The sequence below is a fragment of the Deinococcus sp. AJ005 genome, from assembly GCF_009017495.1.
Lineage (GTDB): Bacteria > Deinococcota > Deinococci > Deinococcales > Deinococcaceae > Deinococcus.
The window spans coordinates 1,754,223-1,772,147 of the sequence record NZ_CP044990.1 but is presented as its reverse complement, the minus strand read 5'-3'; the positions used below and the strand labels follow the sequence as shown (position 1 = coordinate 1,772,147).

Sequence of the window (17,925 nt, the reverse complement as noted above, 5' to 3'; positions counted from 1 at the left end):
ATGCTGGAAGCCTTCGTGCGCGATGTGCGCTCTGGCCGCGAGGGTCTGGTCCGCGCTGCCCGCCGCGCTTACCTGCTGGGGCTGGCGGCGCTGGCCCTGCCCGGCGTCGTACTGGGGGCGTTGTTGCTGCTGACGCGTCCGGCCCCGGTCCCTCTGTCCGCGCTGTTGCTGCTGCTAGGAGTGGCGTTGCTGCTTTCGCTGGGGGCACTGCACTTTGCCCGCAAGGCTGCCCACAACATCGTGCAGCCCGCACGGCAGGCCGCCCTGACCGGGGCCATTCAGGCGGCCACCGCGCCGGGTGTGCCGCTGCTTCTGGCCTGCGCCACGCTGTCTCAAGGGCTGTCGCTGGTTTTGTTTCTGGTGCTGGCCGCAGTGATGCACTTCGTGGTCTGGGTGCAGTTGCCCGGCTGGGTGCGGGAGCCGGAGGCGGCTGAAGGCTGAATGGGCTGGGGTTTTTGCCTGTGGCCCCAATTCACTCTCCCAGAGGCGCAGGGGGGAGCCAGCGTTGCAGTGGGCATGAAATATGGGCGTTGTCGGTGGGGGAGGGCGGCATCTTCCGGGTCTGATGCCCTGCTCCGTCAAGCTGAATGCGGCCCGTCCGCTGCGTGCCCGACGGTCTTCAGATGCCGTTTGATTGGATATTCTGGAAGTGTCTGGGCTGGCGTTTGTTGTTCCCGCCCCCGCAGAGGGAAGGTTGGGAGGGAACCATCAGGCAGGCCCCGTGAGTCGGGGAGTCGCCCATTCCGTTCAACCATCCACCACCGTCAGCTCTTCCAGCCCCACCAGAAATTCCCGCTCCGCAAATTCATCCGAATCGGAGGCGGTATCGCCTTCCGGCCCAGCCCCGGCGAAGTCGTATAACTCGCGGTCCAGCAGGTGGCTGGGGGTCACGCGGCCCAGCGAGCGCAGGATGTTGTTCAGGCGGCCCGGATGATCCCGTTCCCACCCGGCCAGCATCTCGCCCACCACCACGCGCTGGAGGTTGGGCTGAGAGCCGCACAGCGTACACGGGATAATGGGAAAGGCGCGGGCGTCGGCGTAGCGCACGATGTCGGCCTCGGCCACGTAGGCCAGCGGGCGAATCACCACGTTCCCCCCATCATCGCTGGACAGGCGGGGGGCCATCGCTTTCAGGCGTGTGCCGAAAAACATGTTCATGAACAGCGTTTCCAGCAGGTCCTCGCGGTGGTGGCCCAGCGCAATCTTGCTGGCCCCCAGGCGGCGGGCGTGTGCGTACAGGTGGCCCCGGCGCAGGCGGCTGCACAGCGTACAGGTGGTCTGGCCGGGTTTGGTTTTTTCTATGACCGTGCTGAAGGTGTCGCGCTCCAGAATGCTGAACTCCACGCCCAAAGCGCTCAGATACTCGGGCAGGACGTGTTTCGGGAAGCCCGGCTGCCCCTGATCCAGATTGACCGCCACCAGCCCAAACCGGATGGGCGCACGCCTCTGAAAGTGCAGCAGCACGTCCAGCAGCGTGTAACTGTCCTTGCCGCCGCTCAGGCAGACCATCACGCGGTCCCCGTCCTCGATCATGGCAAAGTCGGCGATGGCCCGCGCAGCTCCCCTGACGATGGGTTTGAACAGGTTGGCGGGTGGGGTGGTGGAGGGAAGATGACTCATGGGCGTGCGTGTCATGGTAGCGCCCGCCTCCCCCTTATGACGGACGCCTCAGTCCTGGCCCTGGCATCAGACTGCTTTGCGATGACTGGCCCCTGCTCAGACCGTAACGCCCCTTTCGGCGTTCTCCTTCCCGCCCCGGTAGAGTGTTGCCGATGAGGTTTGCGCAGTGAGATTTCTGGTCGGTCTGAGCCGCTTTGTGGCCATTGCGCTGCTGCTGGCGCTGCTGGGCGTGCTGGTTCTGTGGTGGATGTGGGGCCGCGATCTGCCCAGCGTGACTGACCTGGACGTGCTGGAGGTCAGTGGGCAGACCCGCGTGTATGACCGCCAGAACACGCTGATCGGCACCCTGACGCCCAGTCTGGGCGGCTCGGGCGGCACCAACCGCAACCTGCTGAAGCTGGGGCAGATCAGTCCGTGGTTGCAGAAGGCCGCCGTGACCAGCGAGGACCGACGCTTTTACGAGCATCACGGCGTCGATTACATCGGTATCGCGCGCGGGCTGATCAAGGGGCTGCTGCAAAACGATCTGGAAGGCGGATCGAGCATCACGCAGCAGGTGGTCAAGAACACGCTGCTCTCCGATCTCCAGAGTGCCCGCACCGCCGAGCGCAAGTTCAAGGAAGCGGTGCTGGCCTTTCAACTGGACCGCAATTACGACAAGGACCGGATTCTTAACGCCTACCTCAACATCATCTACTGGGGAGACGGCGGGCGCGACGACATCGTGGGGGCCGGAACGGCGGCGCAGGCGTACTTCGGCAAGTCTGCGGCCAATCTGAATCTGGCCGAGAGCGTGTATCTGACGACGCTGATTCCCGCGCCCAACAGCCGTTACAAAGCTTTTGCCGCCTACCGCCCGCTGATGAAGGACCTGCTGGGCCGCATGGTGGAAGACGGGCGCGTGACCCAGGCCGAAGCCGAAGCCGCCTGGAAAACCCCGATCTATCCGGCAGGCTGGCGCATCGGCTGGAACGCTGACGGCACCCTGCGAAGTGCGGTGCTGGAAAACACGGACCGGTTGCAGCAGAACATGAACGCGCTGGAGGCCGCACAGGGCACAGGCCGCTTCGCCTACCAGTATTACCTTCAGGCTGTCGAGAAGGAATTGCTGCCGATCATCGGGCGGAGGGCGCTGTACGGCGGCGGCAAGATCGTGACTGGCATGAGCGTGGCCGCGCAGCAATCGGCAGAACAGGCCAGTCTGGATGCCAAGCTCCCCGACGGCGCAACCCTGGGCATCGCACTGGTCAGCCCGGCGAACGGCGAGGTGCTGGCGCTGGTGGGTCAGAAACTGACCGGGGGGCGGCCCAGTGACTGGGACAACGCCATTCAGGCGCGGCGGCAGGTGGGCAGCTCTATCAAGCCGCTGCTGTACACGCTGGCACTGGAAACCGGCTGGAAGCAGAGTGATACGGTGTTGGACTCGCCGCTGGTGGGCACCTCGTACCAGCCGCAGAATTATGACGGACGTTGGACCGGGCGCTACGTGACCATGCGTTATGCGCTGGACCACAGCCTGAACCTGCCCACCGTGCGAATCGCGCAGGAACTGGGCGTGCAGAACTTCGAGGCCAAGCTGAGGCAACTGGGCCTGACCCCGCCGCCCGAAGCCGGACTGTCTCTGAGCATCGGCACGCTGGAGGCCAGTCCCCTCCAGATGGCCGCTGCCTACGCCCCCTTCGCCAACGGCGGTCTGTACTACGCGCCCAGTCTGGTCCGCAGCGTGGAGGACGCACGGGGTCAGGTGCTGTACACCCGCCCCAACCCCACCCCCAAACGGGTCTGGGACCCACAGACCGCGTGGCTGGGGCTGGACATGATCCGGGGCGTGGTCAATGACCTGACCGAGTATCAGGGCGGCCTTGCCACCCGCGCGCAGATTGGTGGGCGTCAGGTGGGCGGCAAGACCGGCACCACCAACGACATCAAGGACCTGTGGTTTGCAGGTGTGACCCCTACCGTCTCTGGGGCCGTGTGGGTGGGCAAACAGGAGGGCGGTGCGCTGCCGGGCTGGGCCTACAGCGGCGAGATTCCCACTCCGGTGTGGCAGCAGGCGGTAGACGGCGCACTGGCGGGTCAGCCCGCGCAGAGTTTCAGGGAACCGGGCGGAATCACCTACCGCGTGATCCGGCAGGTGGACATGGCCTTCCGCACTGCCCAGGCCGATGACGAACCCACCGCCCGCGATGGCACTGGCAACAGCGGCAGCAGCTTTTTTCGCCGCCGTCCGGCCACGGCCCCGGAAACGGTTCAGCCCGCCTCTCAGACCGTGACGCAACCTGAGTCCGTGCCTCCTGCGCCCGAGCCGACACAGGACCTTCCCCTTACGCCGGAGGTTCAGGACATCCCCTCTACCCCCGTGACGGATGGGAACGAAGTGGCCCCGCCTGAAGCCCTACCTCAAGCCCTGCCCGACGTGCCGCCCGAAGGTGGGTCCGAAGTTCCTGCCCAACCTGAGCCGTTGCCGGAAATCTCCCCCAGCGATCCCCCCGTCCCGCCCCTGAATGACAATCCTCCATCAGACTGAGGGGCTGACCTGACGGCTCGATGCTCTGCCGGGCCATACGCTCTCGCGGTGCTGGGCAGAACAGTCTGTCGCTGCGAGAGCGCACCTGGATGAAGCGAATCCTGCTCAGGAGGACGCCTGCCCGCTCCGTTCATTTACCAGGATGGGCTTTGGATGGCAAGACAGAAAAAAGCCCTCTCCGCTGGGAAGAGGGCCGCGTGAAGGGGGAGGTGTGGCTCAGGAGGCCCGGCGTGCCCGGAACTTCAGAATCTGCGGCACCACCAGCGCGGCCAGCGCGCACAGCATCAGGAAGGCGGTGAAGGGCTGGGTCACGAAAATGGAGAAGTCGCCGTTGCTCTGCTGCAAAGCGGTGCGGAACTGCGCCTCGGCGGTTGGCCCCAGCACCACGCCGATGATCGCGGGTGTGACTGGGAAATCGAAGCGGCGCATGCCGTAGCCAATAACGCCGAACAACGCCAGCAGCCCCAGGTCAAAGACGCTGTTGTTCAGGGAATACACGCCCACGGTGCTGAAGACCAGAATCCCGGCGTACAGGAACGGGCGCGGAATCAGCAGCAGCTTGGCCCAGACTGGGGCCAGCGGCAGGTTCAGTGCCAGCAGCATCACGTTGCCGATGTACAGGCTGGCGATGAGTCCCCAGACCAGATCGCCGTTGGTCAGAAACAGCAGCGGCCCCGGCTGGAGGCCGTACTGCTGGAAGGCGGCCAGCAAGATGGCGGCGGTAGCGCTGGTGGGCAGCCCCAGCGTCAGCAGCGGCACCAGCACGCCCGCCGCGCTGGCATTGTTGGCAGCTTCCGGCCCGGCCACACCCTCGATAGCGCCATTGCCGAATTCCTCCGGGTGCTTGGACAGGCGTTTTTCCAGCGTGTAGCTCAGGAAGGTGGGAATCTCCGCGCCCCCCGCCGGAATCGCGCCGAAGGGAAAGCCCAGCGCCGTGCCACGCAGCCACGGCCCCCAGCTTCTGCGCCAGTCCTCCTTGCTCATGGTTGCGCCGCCCTCCAGCTTGATCACGTTGGATTTGCCCTTGCGTAAGCGGCTGGCAACGTACAGCGTTTCCCCGATGGCGAACAGCCCGATCACCACCGTAATGAAGTCGATGCCGTCCAGCAGTTCCGGGCGGCCCAGCGTGAAGCGCGCCTGTCCGCTCTGCAAATCGGTGCCTACCAGTCCGACAGCCAGCCCCAGCGCCAGACTCAGCAGGCCGCGCAAGGGGCTGCCGCCAAAGGTGGCGCTGATGGTCACGAACGCCACCATGATCAGCGCAAACTTGGCGCTGGGCGTGATCTGCACGGCGATGTCGGCAATGGCAGGCGCGGCGAAGGTCAGCAGCAGCGTGCCAATCGTGCCCGCGATAAACGAGCCGATGGCGGCGGTGGCCAGGGCGGCGGCGGCCCGGCCCTTCTTCGCCATCTTGTTGCCCTCCAGCGCGGTGATGATGCTGGCCGATTCGCCGGGCGTATTGAGCAGAATCGAAGTCGTGGACCCCCCGAACATCCCGCCGTAGTAGATGCCTGCAAACATGATGAAGGCGCTGACGGGCGGCAGCTTGGCCGTCACTGGCAGGAGCAGCGCCACCGTCAGCGCTGGGCCAATACCGGGCAGCACGCCCACCAGCGTGCCCAGCGTGACGCCCACCAGCGCCCACAGCAGGTTCAGCGGGGTTAGGGCGGTTTCAAAGCCCGCCAGCAGGGAAGTCAGGGAGTCCATTACAGAATCCCCTTCAGCACGCCAGCGGGCAGGCTCAGGTCCAGGCCGCGCGTGAAGGCCAGATACGTGACCAGGGCCACCGCCAGCGCCACGAAGGCCATCAGCCCGATTCGGCGCTCACCGAAGGCCCAGGCCACGCTGAAATACATGATGGCCGTGCCGATGACGAAGCCCGCCGAGGTCAGCACCGCCGCGCCCAGCAGAAAGCCGCCCAGAATGATGCCGGGGGCCGCCAGATTGACCGGGGCTTCCATATCGGTGTCTTCCTCGGCGGCGGGTTCGGCGCGGTCACCCCGCAGCACGCTGACGATCATGAACGCCCCCAGCGCCGTCAGACCCACGCTGACGATCAGGGGAAACACGCGCGGCCCCACCACCGCATTGATGCCGTAGGGAATCTCGTTGCTGCCGATAAACAGCGCGATGCCCAGCGCGGTGATCGCCAGCGCCACCAGCAAATCGGGAATGCTGATGCTGGGCCGTGCGGGGGAGGTGGGCGGGGGTTGGGTCATGGGGTCTCCTGTGGAGCGGTCTAAGGGTTTGAGGGCTTTTTCCTCTCCCCCCGTGGGAGAGGGCCTTGCGAAGTAAGGAGTGAGGGGGCCACCGGGCAGGCTGAGAGCAAAAATAAGTCGTGTCCCGGCCCCAAAAGGGGTGAGGCAGAGGGCGTTCGATCTCCCCTCAGCCTCACCCTTGTTCAGCGGTTTACTTGCCCTGTTTACTTGACCAGGCCGATGCTTTGCAGCACTTCCTTGGTGCGGGCGGCTTCGAGCTTCAGATACACGTCGAACTTGCTGCCGCTCAGGTACAGGTCAGTCCAGTTGCGGGTCTTCAGGGTGTCCTTCCACTGTTTGCTGGCGTGCATCTTGTCCAGAGCAGACACCAGCGCGGCCTTGTCGCTGGCGCTGATGCCGGGGGCGGCCACGATGCCGCGCCAGTTGGCGAGTTCCACGTTCAGGCCCTGCGACTTGATGGTGGGGACGTCGATTCCGGGCTGCGGCTTGGCCGAGCTGATGCCGATGGCACGCAGTTTGCCCGCCTTGATCTGGGCCTCGAACTCGCCGTAGCCAGCCACGCCCGCCGCCACCTGGTTGCCCAGCAGGGCCGCCAGCGTTTCGCCGCCGCCGCTGAAGGGCACGTAGTTGATCTTCCTGGGATCGATGCCGGCGGCCTTGGCCACCAGCCCCACCAGCATGTGGTCGGTGCCGCCCGCACTGCCGCCCGCAAACGCCGTCTTGCCGGGATCGGCTTTCCAGGCGGCCACCAGATCGGCCATATTCTTGTAGGGGCTGGCGGCGGGGACCACGATGACCTCGTACTCGCCGGTCAGGCGGGCCAGCGGGGTCACGCGGCTCAGGTCCACCTTGGAACCGTTGGTCTGGATCGCGCCCACCATCACCAGGCCCATGGTCATCATCAGGCTGCCGTCACCCTTGGCGTTGGAAAGCTGCGCCAGACCGATGGTGCCGCCCGCGCCGGGTACGTTGAAGACCTGTACGGGCTTGGCGATGCTCTGCTCCTGCAACACGGTCTGGATGGCGCGGCTGGTCTGGTCCCAGCCGCCGCCGGGGCTGGCCGGGGCCATGATCCGCAGGTTGTTGATGTTCTGGGCCAGGGTGGCGGGCGCGGCCAGCAGCAGCGCGGCAAGGGTCAGGACAATCTTCTTGTTCTTCATGGTGGAACCTCCGTGGAAAGGCGCGGTGAGGCGCGGATATAGATTGTGCGTAACATGAAGCCTAGCCTCTCACCGAAAACTTAGCAAGGGGGAAGGGCCGTCTGGCACGCAGTTTTTGATGAGCGCAATGCACAGCCGTGAACACAATGCACGCAAGTCGGCGCGGTCTGCCGAACACGGGACGGGACTCTCGCAGCCGGGGTCACCACGCCGCTCGGCACGGTAGGCGAGAGGCGGAAGTTCTAAGATGGTTTTATCCTGATGACTGTCATCCTTCATTCCCGTCCCAACTTTCCCAGAGGAGGGCTGCAAGGCCGTCTGGTGCGGTGGCATCTGGCGGTGCTGTGCGCGATGACCGCGCTGTTGGTGGGTGTGCAGAGCTGGCAACTGTACGGCGAGGCCCGCGAACGCCTGGGCGAGCGGGCGCTGACCACCAGCCGTCTGGTGGCCCGTCTGCCGGAAGTGGTGGGCGGCGCGGCGTCGGGCCAGCCCAATCCGGCACTCAATGCGCGGGTCAATTCGCTGCGTGGCGCGGCAGAGGCCGATTTCATCGTGGTGGGGGACCGCATGGGCATCCGGCTGGCGCACCCGGTGCCCGAACGGCTGGGTCAGCCGATGGAGGGCGGCGACAACATTGAACCCTTTGCGGGCCGCGAGATCGTGAGCGTGGCGCGCGGCAGTCTGGGGGTCAGCGTGCGCGGCAAGGTGCCGATCTGGGAGGACGGTGAGGTGGTGGGCGTGGTCAGTACCGGCTACCTGATGCCGCAGGTGTGGTCCCTGGTGGGCGAGGCGTTGACTGGATTGTTGCCGTGGTTCGTGCTGGCGCTGGGGCTGGGCACACTGGGCGCAGTGTGGGCCGCCCGCCGCCTGCGCGCCGAAATTCTGAATCTGGAGCCCGAGGAAATCGCCACCCTGGCCCGCCAGCAACGCGCGGTGCTGGCCGCCCTGCGTGAAGGGGTGATCGCAGTGGACGCGTCCGGGAAGGTCACGCTAGTCAGTGACCGGGCCGCCGAACTGCTGGGCGAACAGGCCACGCCGTATCTATTGTCGGAAGTCTGGCCCGAACTGGCCCAGCTCACGCGCGGCGGCGTGGCGGCCCGGCAGCAGAATCTGGAACTGACCCTGAACGGCGACCCGCTGCTGGCGAACATCGAGCCGTTAGAGGGTGGAGGCTTCGTCTGCGGCTTCCGGGATCGAGCACAGGCCTTGGCCCTGGCCGAGGAACTCACGCACGCGCGCGGTTTCGTGGACGTGCTGCGCGCCCAGACCCACGAGTACCAGAACCGCCTGCACGTCATTTCCGGCCTGCTGCAACTGGAGCGCCCGGAAGAAGCCCTGCGCGTGCTGAACGCCGAGATTCAGGCGGACGCCCAGTTCCGGCAGTTGTTGCGTGACGTGCAGGTGCCGCGTCTGGTGGCCCTGCTGGCGGGCAAGCGCGAGCGGGCGCAGGAGCTGGGCATCGACTTCGCGGTGGCCGGGGGCAGCAGTCTCTCGCCCGTCTGGGAGCGGCACGCCGATACCCTGGTCACGGCGGTGGGCAACCTGACCGAGAACGCCTTCGAGGCGCTGGCGGGGCAGCCGGGCTGCGTGACCGTCTCCATCGGTGAAGACCCCGAGGGCGTGCAGATCGAGGTGGAGGACTCTGGCCCCGGCGTGCCCGACAGTCTGGGTGGGCAGGTCTTCGTGCGTGGCGTGAGCAGCAAGGGCGAGGGCCGGGGGTATGGACTGGCCGGGGTGCTGGCCCGCGTGGGTGCGCTGGGCGGGCAGATTCGCCACCGTCGGCGCGGTTCCATGACCGTTTTCGAGGTCAGTCTGCCCTCACCGTTGCCCGCGCTGTCCACCCCTCCCGCGCAGGTTGAACAGGTGGGCGGATGAGTCCTGCACTGCCCGTACGCGTGCTGCTCGTCGAGGACGATCAACGCGTGGCCCGCGTCAACCGCGATCTACTGGAGCGTGATCCTGGCGTGCATGTGGTGGGCAGCGCCGCCAGTTGCACCCAGGGCGACGCGCTGGCCCGCGCCCTCGCGCCGGACCTGATCCTGCTGGATGTGCATCTGCCCGATGGCAGCGGTCTGGGCCTGCTGTACCACTGGCGTGCGGCGGGCATCCTGACCGATGTGGCCCTGATCACCGCCGCCGACGACGAATCCAGCGTGCGGCTGGCGCTGGCGCATGGGGCTTTCGATTACCTGATCAAGCCGTTCACCGGGGCGCGGCTGGCCGAACTGGTGGCCCGTCACCGTTCTCGCCGCCCAGCAGCCGAAGGCGGTCCGCGTCTGGATCAGACAGAATTGGACCGCCTACTGGGCGTGACACCTAGCGCCAGCGAGAGCCTGCCGCGCGGCATCGATCCACATACGCTGGAACGGGTGTCTGCCGCGCTGCGGGAGGCTGGGGCCAGCGTCAGTGCCGAGGATCTGGGCGAGCGCGTCGGCCTGAGCCGCGTGACTGCGTGGCGCTATCTGGAACATCTGGTGCGGGTGGGGGAGGCCAGTTTGGACCACGTCTACGGCCAGTCCGGGCGGCCCGCCAAGCTGTACCGTGCTGCGATGGCGGGCGAGCTGGGCTAGGGAGCGAAAACTCTCCTGGCTGCTGGCTTCATACGGATTCCGTCTGTTTCGTCAACAAACTGGGAAAGCGCCAGTTGGCCAACTCCACGCCCGGAACCCGTTCTTCTCCTTTTCGCAGCCGCTCGGCTCTTCATCGTTTTGCAAACGATTCAATCGGAGTCCGTATCAGATGGGCGGCCAGAACCTGCTCAGGACACCGATTCACCCCTCCTGTCCCGCCAGCCGTTATGCTGCACGTCATCAAATTGCACTCAATCCAAACATTCAATCTAGAAGGGAGGACCAATGGCGCGACGTGGATCGGTTGGACATGCGGTGGCGGGAATAGGACGGGGGGTGCTGTGGCTGGTGCTGATCGTGCTGGCGGTGGTGCTGGGCGTGGTGGTGTGGGTCAAGGCGACATCCACGCCTCAGACGAGTGGGGAAGTGACGTTGAGCGGTCTGAGTGGTCCTGCCACGGTGAGCCGTGACCAGTGGGGCGTGCCGCACATCCGCGCACAGTCCGACGAGGATGCCGTGTACGCGCTGGGCTATGTCCACTGGCAGGACCGTGCGTGGCAGATGGACTTCCAGCGCCGTGTGGTGGCGGGCCGACTGTCTGAAGTGCTGGGCGAACCCGCGCTGGCCCAAGATAAATTCCTGCGGACCTGGGGCTTTCAGGGGGCTGCCGAGTCGATCTTGCCCGCCCTCTCCGAGCGCTCGCGCAGTCTGGTGAAGGCCTACACGGCAGGCGTGAACGCGGCCATGCAGCAGGGCAAGATGGCCCCCGAATTCCGCATCCTGGGCTACACGCCTGAACCGTGGAAAGAGGTGGACAGCGTGTCCTGGAGCAAGCTGATGGCCTACGATCTGGGCGGGAACATGGACGACGAGGTACTGAACACCCGCGTCATGCAGCGCCTGGGCCAGCAGGGTCTGGACGAGGTCACGGCCCCGTATCCGGCGGACGGCCCCACCATCCTCAGCGGCGATGAGCTGGCGAAAACGGGCGTCAAGCCGGGGGCTGCACTGGACACGGCCACCCTTTCCAGATCGGCTCTGAACGCCCTGCAAGCCCACCTGAACGCCGCCCGCGAGCTTGGCCTGCAAGCCGTTCCCGGAAAGGGCAGCAACGACTGGGTGATCGGCGGCAGCCGCACCGCCAGCGGCAAGCCGATCCTGGCTGACGATCCGCACCTGGCCCTGACCAGTCCGATGCTGTGGTATCTGGCCGACATCCAGGGGCCGACTCTGAAGGCCATCGGGGCCAGTATCCCTGGCCTGCCCGCCATCGTGATCGGGCGCAACGAGCGGGTGGCCTGGGGCGTGACGAACACCAACCCCGATGTGCAGGACCTGTACATCGAACCCGCCGACGCCTCGTTCACCCAGCGCCAGGAAGTCATCAAGGTCAAGGGCGGCGACGACGTGACCCTGACCGTCCGCACCAGTAAGCACGGCCCTGTGGTCAGCGACGCGGGCGCGGCGGACGTGGGGCCGCGCGTGGCGCTCAAGTGGACCGCGTTGCAACCCGGCGACACCACGATGGACGCCTTCATGGGCCTGAACTACGCGAAGAACTGGGACGATTTCAAGGCGGCCCTGACCACCTATGTGGCCCCCAGCCAGAATTTTGTCTACGCCGACGTGGACGGCAACACGGGCTATTACGCGCCGGGCAGGGTGCCGATTCGCGACGGCTGGGACGGCAGTCTCCCTGTCAGTGGCGACGGCAGCCGCGAATGGACGGGGTACATCCCCTTCGAGGGCCTGCCCCATACCTACAATCCCGCCGATGGTCTGGTGGTCACGGCCAACAACAAAGTCGTGCCGGACAGCTACGCCTACAACCTGGGCAATATCCGCAACTGGGCCGAGCCGTACCGCGCCGCCCGCATCACCGAACTGTTGACCGCCAAACCCGAGGGTCTGACCGTGCAGGACGTGAAAGCCGTGCAGCTCGATACCACCAGTCTGGTGTGGCAGGACATGAAGGACGCCCTGCTCACCACCCAGCCCGACGGGGACCTCAGCCGAAAGGCGCTGGAGCTGCTGCGCGGCTGGGACGGCAACGAGCGTATGGATGGGGTGGCCCCCAGTATCTTCGAGGCGTGGCTGATGGAGTTGCAGAAAATGGCCCAGGATGAGCTGGGCAATACCACCACACTCAACAGCCTGAGTGTGCTGAAGCAGCTTCAGGGCGACGGCGAGCTGTGCCGCGACGAGGCCGCGAAAGTTCAGAACTGTGCCGCTGAGTTGAGCGCCAGCCTCAAAACGGCGGTGAATGGCCTGAGCGTGCGTGTGGGAAACGATCCGTCGGCCTGGACCTATGGCAAGCTGCACCACGTCGCCAGCAACCACCGCGCGTTCGGCAACGTCAAGGCGCTGGCGTGGCTGTTCAACCACCGCGCCCCCACCAACGGCGGCACCAATACCGTGAACGTCGCCCGCCCCGAACAGGGCACTTTTAACCAGACGCACGGCCCCAGCTACCGCCAGATCGTCGATCTGAGTGATCTCAACAAGAGCGTCTTCGTCGGCAGTCTGGGGCAGGGCGGCAACCCGCTGGGCGCGCATGTCAGCGATCAGCAGCCCATGTGGATCGCCGGGGAATACCTGCCCATGAGTACCGACGCGAAGGACTGGGGCAAGGTCAGCACGCTGACGCTGACGCCTGGAAACTAGGGAAACGAAAGCAAAACCTCGCCCTTAGACTTTCAGACCCTCAGACCCTTAGACTTCCAGACATGCCTGAATTTGACCGTGTGCGCGAGGCCCTTCGCGCCAGCATGAGCGCCTGGGCCACCCTGGAAGTGCGGGGGGATCAGGCGCGCGTGATTCCTGCCCCGGACCTGGACCAGATGGCCCTGCACCTGGAAACCGCCGATCCGCACTGGAGCCTGACCTGGGCCTGCGACAGCGTGCAGCCCCCGGTGGTCCGCGCCCGCCTGACCCTGCTGGGCGTAACCCGCGAGGGCCTGTCAGGAGGCCACACCCTCGACGATGCCAAATGGGCCGCCCTGGCCGACGCTGCCCGCACCTTTGGTGTGGCCCCCGCCGGGGAAATCCCCTGGGTGGAATACGATGCCGAGGACGGCCCCAACACCAGTGATCTGGACGAGGTGACGCCGCTGCCCACCGCGCCCGCTGCCGCCGCGTTGCCCCCCGAACCGCCCCGCGATCCGCAGATGGAAAAGGCGCGCGATCACATCAACGATCTGCTGGAGCAACTCCGCGCCCTGGGCCGGGGCAAGGAGGCCACCCGCTTCATGATGCGCGGCTACGGCGAGAACGTGGAAGAAAGCCGCGCCATCTACAAGGAGATTCAGGTGGTACTGAAAAGCTGAATCTCCTCAATTGGAGACGACGAAACACCCCTCTCCGACTGTGGAAGAGGGGCGTTTCGTTGGGTCAAGGTGCTTCTTCTCAGCGCACCTTCACTTCCTGATCAAACCACGTCAGCACGCGCTCACGGCCAAAGGGCCACACGTTGACCTGGGCGGCACGGCCCGCCTCCTGCACGAATTCGGGGAGGGGTCCAGCGTTCTTGGGGGTGGCGGTGTAGACGGGGGCGTCATAGGGCAGCCCGGCGAACTCACAGGCGCGCTCGATACCGGTTCGCAGGTCGCCCAGCTCGTCTACCAGACCGCGTTCCAGACCGTCCCTGCCACTCCAGATGCGCCCGCGCCCGATCTCGTTGACCTGTTCCTTGCTCAGCTTGCGGCCCTCGGCCACGCGCGAGGTGAAGCGGTCATAGACTTCCAGAATGCCGCGCTCGACGTGCTGGCGTTCGTCGTCGCTGTAGGGACGGCTGGAGCTATACATCAGCGCGCGGTCCCGGCCCACCCGTTCGGGATTCAGGCCCTGGCGGCTGTTGAATTCCTGCAAGATTGGCTTGCCGCTGACCACACCGATGCTGCCGGTCAGGGTGTAGGGCGAGGCGACAATGTGCTTGGCGTGCGTGGCGACGTAATACCCGCCGCTGGCCGCGTATTCGCCCATGACCACCACCACGGGCTTTTTAGAGGTGGAAACCTCCCGCCACATCAGGTCCGAGGCCAGCGCGCTGCCGCCGCCGCTGTTGACGTACAGCACGATGGCGCGGGTGTCCTTGTCCTCCTTGGCGCGCTTGAGGGCCGCCACCACCGTGTCTGACCCGGCCATCGGGCCGCCCAGCAGCGGCAGGGGCAGCGCATTGTTGCGGCTCTTGCCGGTGACGATGGTGCCGATGACGGGCACAATCGCCACCTTGCCCGCTTTCGGGCTGCCGAATTTACGCGGCATCAGCAGATCGATCACGGCGGCCAGTGGGCGGGTGCCGGGGCCGACGAGTTCGTCCTCGTAGGCGACTTTGGTGATCAGGCCCGCTTCCAACGCTCCCTGCGCGCTGGTCAGGTCCCCGGCCAGCCACGTCTGCGCCACCTCACGGTCCACACCGCGCGCCTGCGCCAGATCATCGGCCCAGGCGGCTTCCAGCCCGTTGATGTAGGCCGTGAGCTGCTCGCGGTTGGCATCGTCCATGTGGTCCTGCGAGAAGCGGGTCAGGGCGGCCTTGTACTCGCGGATTCGCAGGTTCTCGAACTCGATGCCGTGCTTCTTGAGGAATTCGCCCAGGTAGGTCTGCTCCAGGCCAAAACCGCCTAGCAGCACGTCTGCCGATTCTGGGGCAGCGATTTCGTTCGCTCCGCTGGCGGCGATCAGCGCTGTCATGGTCAGTTGAGGCAGGAAAGCCACCACGCGTTTGTTCTGCGCCAGTCGTCCCAGCATGCCCCGGATGGCGTGTGCGGCAGCGGGAGAGGCCGTGAATTCGCTGATCCGCACCAGCACGCCATGCAGCCACTCGGCGTCACTCAGCTTTTGCAGCCGGGCTTCCAGCGCCTCCAGCGTCTCGGTGCGGCTGAGCAGCGCGGCAATCGGGTTGCTGGGATTGAGTTCCGGGTAGGGGCCGGTCACGTCCAGCACGATCCAGGTGGGGTGGGTCATGCCGCCGGGCAGCTTGGAATCCTTGTTCAGAAACGGGATGTTGAGGGGAGCCATATCCGTAAACTACGCTCCCCGGCGTGAGTTGGTTCCCGGTGAGGCCGTTCACGTGTTGAGGATCTTTTGATCTCGTTGCCCACCAAGATCAAAAAGCCTGCCACGTGGGCAGGCCAGAGCGTCAGCCTTGAAGGCTCAGAAGGTCTTGACGTAGGCGAAGATGTTGGCGATATCCGAGTCGGTCACCTGGGTCTCGGCGAAGCGCGGCATGATGGCGTTCAGTTCACGGCCCTCGGGCAGTTTGCCCTCGCGCAGTACGGTATGGAACTGGGTCTCGGTCCACGACTTGGGACCATTGGGCAGTTTCAGGTTCGCGCCGATGCCGCCGCCGCCGTCCGCACCGTGGCAGCCTGCGCAGTTGCCCGCGTACAGTTCCTTGCCCGCAGAGGCGTCGCCCTGGGTCTCGGCGGCGGTGGCCGTTGCGGCAGGGGGCGCGCCCGTGGCCGCCTGCTCGTTGCTGGCCGTGTCGGGGGAGGTAGGTGTTCCGGCCATTGCCGTGGTTCCGTCACCACTGGGCGCACCCTCGCCGCTCATGGCTCCGCCGGGCAGGGCCACCGCGCCGTTAGGGCCGCTGGCGGTGCCGCCCGCCTGATCCTGTTTCACGTTGCCCAGTGCTTCGGGAGCGCCTGCTGCACCCGTGGCCGCCACGTTGGCGCTGGGAGCGGCTTCAGACGGTACGATGGCAGATTCCGCCTTCTTTTCCTCGTGTGGAGTGGTGGCGATGCGGTATCCGGTAACCCCTCCGGCCAGCGTCAGGGCCAGCAGCAGCGTCATGGTGACGGCGAACGTGTTCTTCATGGCCCAGAGGTTACCACACGGTCAGGGGGCTTTTGACCGCGCTGGACGGGGCAAAGTGGGCTGACCACACAATATGAATGGGGCATGATCGTCTCCCGGTGCGGTCATGCGCCGCTAGACTGTCCAGCATGGATTTCCCTGCCTCTCCTCCACTGCGGCTGGCCTCGCTGGTATCCAGCAATTCGGACATTCTTGCCGCACTGGGGGCCGCGTCGTGGGTGGTGGCCGCCGACTCGCACAGCGACGCGCCGGGTCTGGAGGCTGCCTGCCGTGTCGGCCCCGATCTGAACATCGATCTGGACGCGGTGGCCGGGGCAAAACCTGATCTGGTCCTCGCCAGCCTCAGCGTGCCGGGCATGGAACGTGTGGTGGACGGTCTGCACGAGCGCGGTCTGCCCACCCTGATCCTCGATCCGGTGACGGTGGCCGACACGCTGGATGATATTCGCCTGATCGGCAAGGCCATTGGGCTGGAGCAAAAGGGGCGGGAGGTGGCTGCCCAGCTAGAGGCGGACCTGTCCAGCCTGCGCGCCGTGTATGCGCGCCCGCCGCGCGTGCTGGTGGAATGGTGGCCCCGCCCGATCATCGCCGCCACGCGCGAATCCTGGGTCACGGAACTGCTGGCTGGAATGGGCGCGGTGAATGCCCTGGAGACGCGTCCCGGACGCAGCACGCCGCTCACCCTGGCCGAGGTGCGGGGCGCACAGGCGGACCTGATCGTGTGTTCGTGGTGTGGCGCTAAAAAACTGCGGCCCGAGGTCATCGAAGCGCGTGGTCTGGGGATTCCCGTAATTGCCGTGCCTGAAAGTGGGCTGGGCCGCCCCGGACCCCGCCTGCTGGAAGGGGCGCGGCAGATCGCCGCGGCGCTGGAGGGGCTGGCTTTAGCGCGTGCCTGAGCCTGTCTGGCTCTGGGCTTCCAGCAGTTCCCGCAGTTGAAAGCTGTGGCGTACCGGATGCATCACCGCATGTTCCAGCATGGCGTCGATCCAGTAGTGCATTCCCGGCGTGTACGTTTCGGGTTCCATGTCGGCATCTGAAATCCCGGCCAGCGGTACGTGCCACCAGCCCAGAAGACGGTCCAGATAGGCTCCAGCCTGCGCCTCCACATTTTCGATCTCGGGCATGGGTTGTGGCTGCGGGTCTGGCACATTCAGATGCGCGCACATGCGGACCATGTAGGTAGCTGACGAGTTCAGCACATGCCACAGCAAATGCTCCAGCGATTGGTAGTGCGCGTCTGGCGTGGCGGGCAGCTTTACCTGTGCCGCCTTCGCCCGCTGCCAGATATCCAGAAACTCGCGCATCTTCTCGTCGTGCAGCAGCACCAGTGCCCGCGCGGCACGGGAACGGTAGTTGGGTAATGGTTTGGTCATGTGGTCATCCTGCGCCCTGACACCCCGCAAAGCATCGGCCAGAACGCCTAATCCCAGCCCAGAATCGCCCGCAGTCCGCCCAGACAGTCGGCGCGGTAGGCCGCCAGATCCGGTTCGGGATCGGCCAGGAAGCGCACGCTCAGACCCTCCACCAGCGCGCGGAGTTGCCGCGCCCGTGCCCCCGCGCCGTTCTCACCGGCCAGCCGCGCCAGTTCCAGGTCCAGCTCCAGCGTCTGACCCAGGAAGTCGCGCTGTACGGCCATCAACTCCGGGTCACGCGTTGCTGCTGCCAGAAAGTCCAGTGAAACCGTGTAGAAGCGCCGGGTGTTCTGGACCCCGTAAAACTGGTTTTCGACGAAGGCTTGCAGCTTGGCGTCTGGTGTCTCGGCCTGCCTCAGCGCCCGGCGCGTCGCCACCGTGATGGTGCGGGTAAATCGCCGCATCACCGCCGAGAGCAGCCCCGCCCGGCTGCCGAAGTGATACACCAGCGTGCCCCGGCTGACCCCGGCGTGTTCGGCGATGTTGGCCAGCGTGACCCCTGCGTAGCCGCGCTCGTACAGCGCCAGATAGGCCGCCTTTTCCAGACCAGCGCGCCGGGTGCGGTCCTGAATGGGGTTGACGGTGCGGGCCATAGGGCCTCTC

The 17,925-nt window shown here is 65.9% G+C and carries 15 protein-coding genes; 7 read left to right on the top strand and 8 right to left on the bottom strand.

Annotated elements, in window-relative coordinates:
* A complete protein-coding gene (locus DAAJ005_RS10315; protein WP_151847044.1) occupies positions 1-441 on the top strand; it encodes a hypothetical protein in 441 nt (146 codons plus the stop codon).
* A 306-nt stretch (positions 442-747) separates the two neighbouring features.
* Here the strand turns inward: DAAJ005_RS10315 and ttcA are convergent, their stop codons facing one another.
* A complete protein-coding gene (gene ttcA / locus DAAJ005_RS10310; RefSeq protein WP_151847043.1) occupies positions 748-1,620 on the bottom strand; it encodes a tRNA 2-thiocytidine(32) synthetase TtcA in 873 nt (290 codons plus the stop codon).
* Between the two features lie 166 nt (positions 1,621-1,786).
* Between ttcA and DAAJ005_RS10305 the strand changes: the two genes are divergently transcribed.
* On the top strand, positions 1,787-4,147 hold the full coding sequence (locus DAAJ005_RS10305) for a transglycosylase domain-containing protein (RefSeq protein ID WP_370519700.1): 2,361 nt from the start codon (positions 1,787-1,789) through the stop codon (positions 4,145-4,147).
* A gap of 216 nt (positions 4,148-4,363) precedes the next feature.
* On the opposite strand, the gene DAAJ005_RS10300 is transcribed toward DAAJ005_RS10305, so the two are convergent.
* The 3 genes from DAAJ005_RS10300 to DAAJ005_RS10290 form a co-directional block, all read right to left on the bottom strand.
* A complete protein-coding gene (locus tag DAAJ005_RS10300; RefSeq protein ID WP_151847042.1) occupies positions 4,364-5,854 on the bottom strand; it encodes a tripartite tricarboxylate transporter permease in 1,491 nt (496 codons plus the stop codon).
* Positions 5,854-6,366 carry a tripartite tricarboxylate transporter TctB family protein gene (locus tag DAAJ005_RS10295; RefSeq protein ID WP_151847041.1) on the bottom strand — a complete coding sequence of 171 codons (513 nt, stop codon included), beginning with the start codon at positions 6,364-6,366 and terminating at the stop codon, positions 5,854-5,856. Before DAAJ005_RS10295 ends, DAAJ005_RS10300 begins: the two co-directional genes overlap by 1 nt.
* A gap of 203 nt (positions 6,367-6,569) precedes the next feature.
* Positions 6,570-7,526: a tripartite tricarboxylate transporter substrate binding protein gene (locus DAAJ005_RS10290; RefSeq protein ID WP_151847040.1), complete on the bottom strand. Its 957-nt coding sequence runs from the start codon at positions 7,524-7,526 to the stop codon at positions 6,570-6,572.
* A 261-nt stretch (positions 7,527-7,787) separates the two neighbouring features.
* Here DAAJ005_RS10290 and DAAJ005_RS10285 point away from each other — a divergent pair, with 261 nt between their 5' ends.
* The 4 genes from DAAJ005_RS10285 (at position 7,788) to DAAJ005_RS10270 (ending at position 13,422) form a co-directional block, all read left to right on the top strand.
* Positions 7,788-9,401: a sensor histidine kinase gene (locus DAAJ005_RS10285; RefSeq protein WP_151847039.1), complete on the top strand. Its 1,614-nt coding sequence runs from the start codon at positions 7,788-7,790 to the stop codon at positions 9,399-9,401.
* Positions 9,398-10,096: a response regulator gene (locus DAAJ005_RS10280; RefSeq protein ID WP_151847038.1), complete on the top strand. Its 699-nt coding sequence runs from the start codon at positions 9,398-9,400 to the stop codon at positions 10,094-10,096. The genes DAAJ005_RS10285 and DAAJ005_RS10280 overlap by 4 nt, the downstream gene beginning before the upstream one ends.
* A gap of 285 nt (positions 10,097-10,381) precedes the next feature.
* The gene (locus DAAJ005_RS10275; protein ID WP_151847037.1) at positions 10,382-12,760 is read left to right on the top strand and encodes a penicillin acylase family protein; all 2,379 of its coding nucleotides are present in this window, start codon (positions 10,382-10,384) and stop codon (positions 12,758-12,760) included.
* A 62-nt stretch (positions 12,761-12,822) separates the two neighbouring features.
* Positions 12,823-13,422 carry a single-stranded DNA-binding protein gene (locus DAAJ005_RS10270; protein WP_151847036.1) on the top strand — a complete coding sequence of 200 codons (600 nt, stop codon included), beginning with the start codon at positions 12,823-12,825 and terminating at the stop codon, positions 13,420-13,422.
* A gap of 79 nt (positions 13,423-13,501) precedes the next feature.
* On the opposite strand, the gene DAAJ005_RS10265 is transcribed toward DAAJ005_RS10270, so the two are convergent.
* A complete protein-coding gene (locus DAAJ005_RS10265; protein WP_151847035.1) occupies positions 13,502-15,112 on the bottom strand; it encodes a S49 family peptidase in 1,611 nt (536 codons plus the stop codon).
* 135 nt (positions 15,113-15,247) lie between these two features.
* Positions 15,248-15,910 (bottom strand): c-type cytochrome, encoded by a 663-nt coding sequence (locus DAAJ005_RS10260; RefSeq protein WP_151847034.1) that lies wholly within the window; start codon positions 15,908-15,910, stop codon positions 15,248-15,250.
* 128 nt (positions 15,911-16,038) lie between these two features.
* On the opposite strand from DAAJ005_RS10260, the gene DAAJ005_RS10255 reads away from it, so the two are divergent.
* Positions 16,039-16,806 carry a helical backbone metal receptor gene (locus DAAJ005_RS10255; RefSeq protein WP_151847033.1) on the top strand — a complete coding sequence of 256 codons (768 nt, stop codon included), beginning with the start codon at positions 16,039-16,041 and terminating at the stop codon, positions 16,804-16,806.
* Here the strand turns inward: DAAJ005_RS10255 and DAAJ005_RS10250 are convergent.
* Both DAAJ005_RS10250 and DAAJ005_RS10245 read right to left on the bottom strand, forming a co-directional pair.
* The gene (locus DAAJ005_RS10250) at positions 16,792-17,283 is read right to left on the bottom strand and encodes a hypothetical protein (protein ID WP_151847032.1); all 492 of its coding nucleotides are present in this window, start codon (positions 17,281-17,283) and stop codon (positions 16,792-16,794) included. The genes DAAJ005_RS10255 and DAAJ005_RS10250 overlap by 15 nt on opposite strands.
* A gap of 47 nt (positions 17,284-17,330) precedes the next feature.
* Positions 17,331-17,915 carry a TetR/AcrR family transcriptional regulator gene (locus tag DAAJ005_RS10245; RefSeq protein ID WP_151847031.1) on the bottom strand — a complete coding sequence of 195 codons (585 nt, stop codon included), beginning with the start codon at positions 17,913-17,915 and terminating at the stop codon, positions 17,331-17,333.
* Positions 17,916-17,925: the final 10 nt, after the last annotated feature.

Excerpts from the sequence above, each read along its gene's own strand:
- DAAJ005_RS10315 (WP_151847044.1), top strand. The coding sequence starts at position 1 with ATGCTGGAAGCCTTCGTGCGCGATGTGCGCTCTGGCCGCGAGGGTCTG.
- ttcA (WP_151847043.1), bottom strand. The coding sequence starts at position 1,620 with ATGAGTCATCTTCCCTCCACCACCCCACCCGCCAACCTGTTCAAACCC.
- DAAJ005_RS10300 (WP_151847042.1), bottom strand. The coding sequence starts at position 5,854 with ATGGACTCCCTGACTTCCCTGCTGGCGGGCTTTGAAACCGCCCTAACC.
- DAAJ005_RS10295 (WP_151847041.1), bottom strand. The coding sequence starts at position 6,366 with ATGACCCAACCCCCGCCCACCTCCCCCGCACGGCCCAGCATCAGCATT.
- DAAJ005_RS10290 (WP_151847040.1), bottom strand. The coding sequence starts at position 7,526 with ATGAAGAACAAGAAGATTGTCCTGACCCTTGCCGCGCTGCTGCTGGCC.
- DAAJ005_RS10285 (WP_151847039.1), top strand. The coding sequence starts at position 7,788 with ATGACTGTCATCCTTCATTCCCGTCCCAACTTTCCCAGAGGAGGGCTG.
- DAAJ005_RS10280 (WP_151847038.1), top strand. The coding sequence starts at position 9,398 with ATGAGTCCTGCACTGCCCGTACGCGTGCTGCTCGTCGAGGACGATCAA.
- DAAJ005_RS10275 (WP_151847037.1), top strand. The coding sequence starts at position 10,382 with ATGGCGCGACGTGGATCGGTTGGACATGCGGTGGCGGGAATAGGACGG.
- DAAJ005_RS10270 (WP_151847036.1), top strand. The coding sequence starts at position 12,823 with ATGCCTGAATTTGACCGTGTGCGCGAGGCCCTTCGCGCCAGCATGAGC.
- DAAJ005_RS10265 (WP_151847035.1), bottom strand. The coding sequence starts at position 15,112 with ATGGCTCCCCTCAACATCCCGTTTCTGAACAAGGATTCCAAGCTGCCC.
- DAAJ005_RS10260 (WP_151847034.1), bottom strand. The coding sequence starts at position 15,910 with ATGAAGAACACGTTCGCCGTCACCATGACGCTGCTGCTGGCCCTGACG.
- DAAJ005_RS10255 (WP_151847033.1), top strand. The coding sequence starts at position 16,039 with ATGGATTTCCCTGCCTCTCCTCCACTGCGGCTGGCCTCGCTGGTATCC.
- DAAJ005_RS10250 (WP_151847032.1), bottom strand. The coding sequence starts at position 17,283 with ATGACCAAACCATTACCCAACTACCGTTCCCGTGCCGCGCGGGCACTG.
- DAAJ005_RS10245 (WP_151847031.1), bottom strand. The coding sequence starts at position 17,915 with ATGGCCCGCACCGTCAACCCCATTCAGGACCGCACCCGGCGCGCTGGT.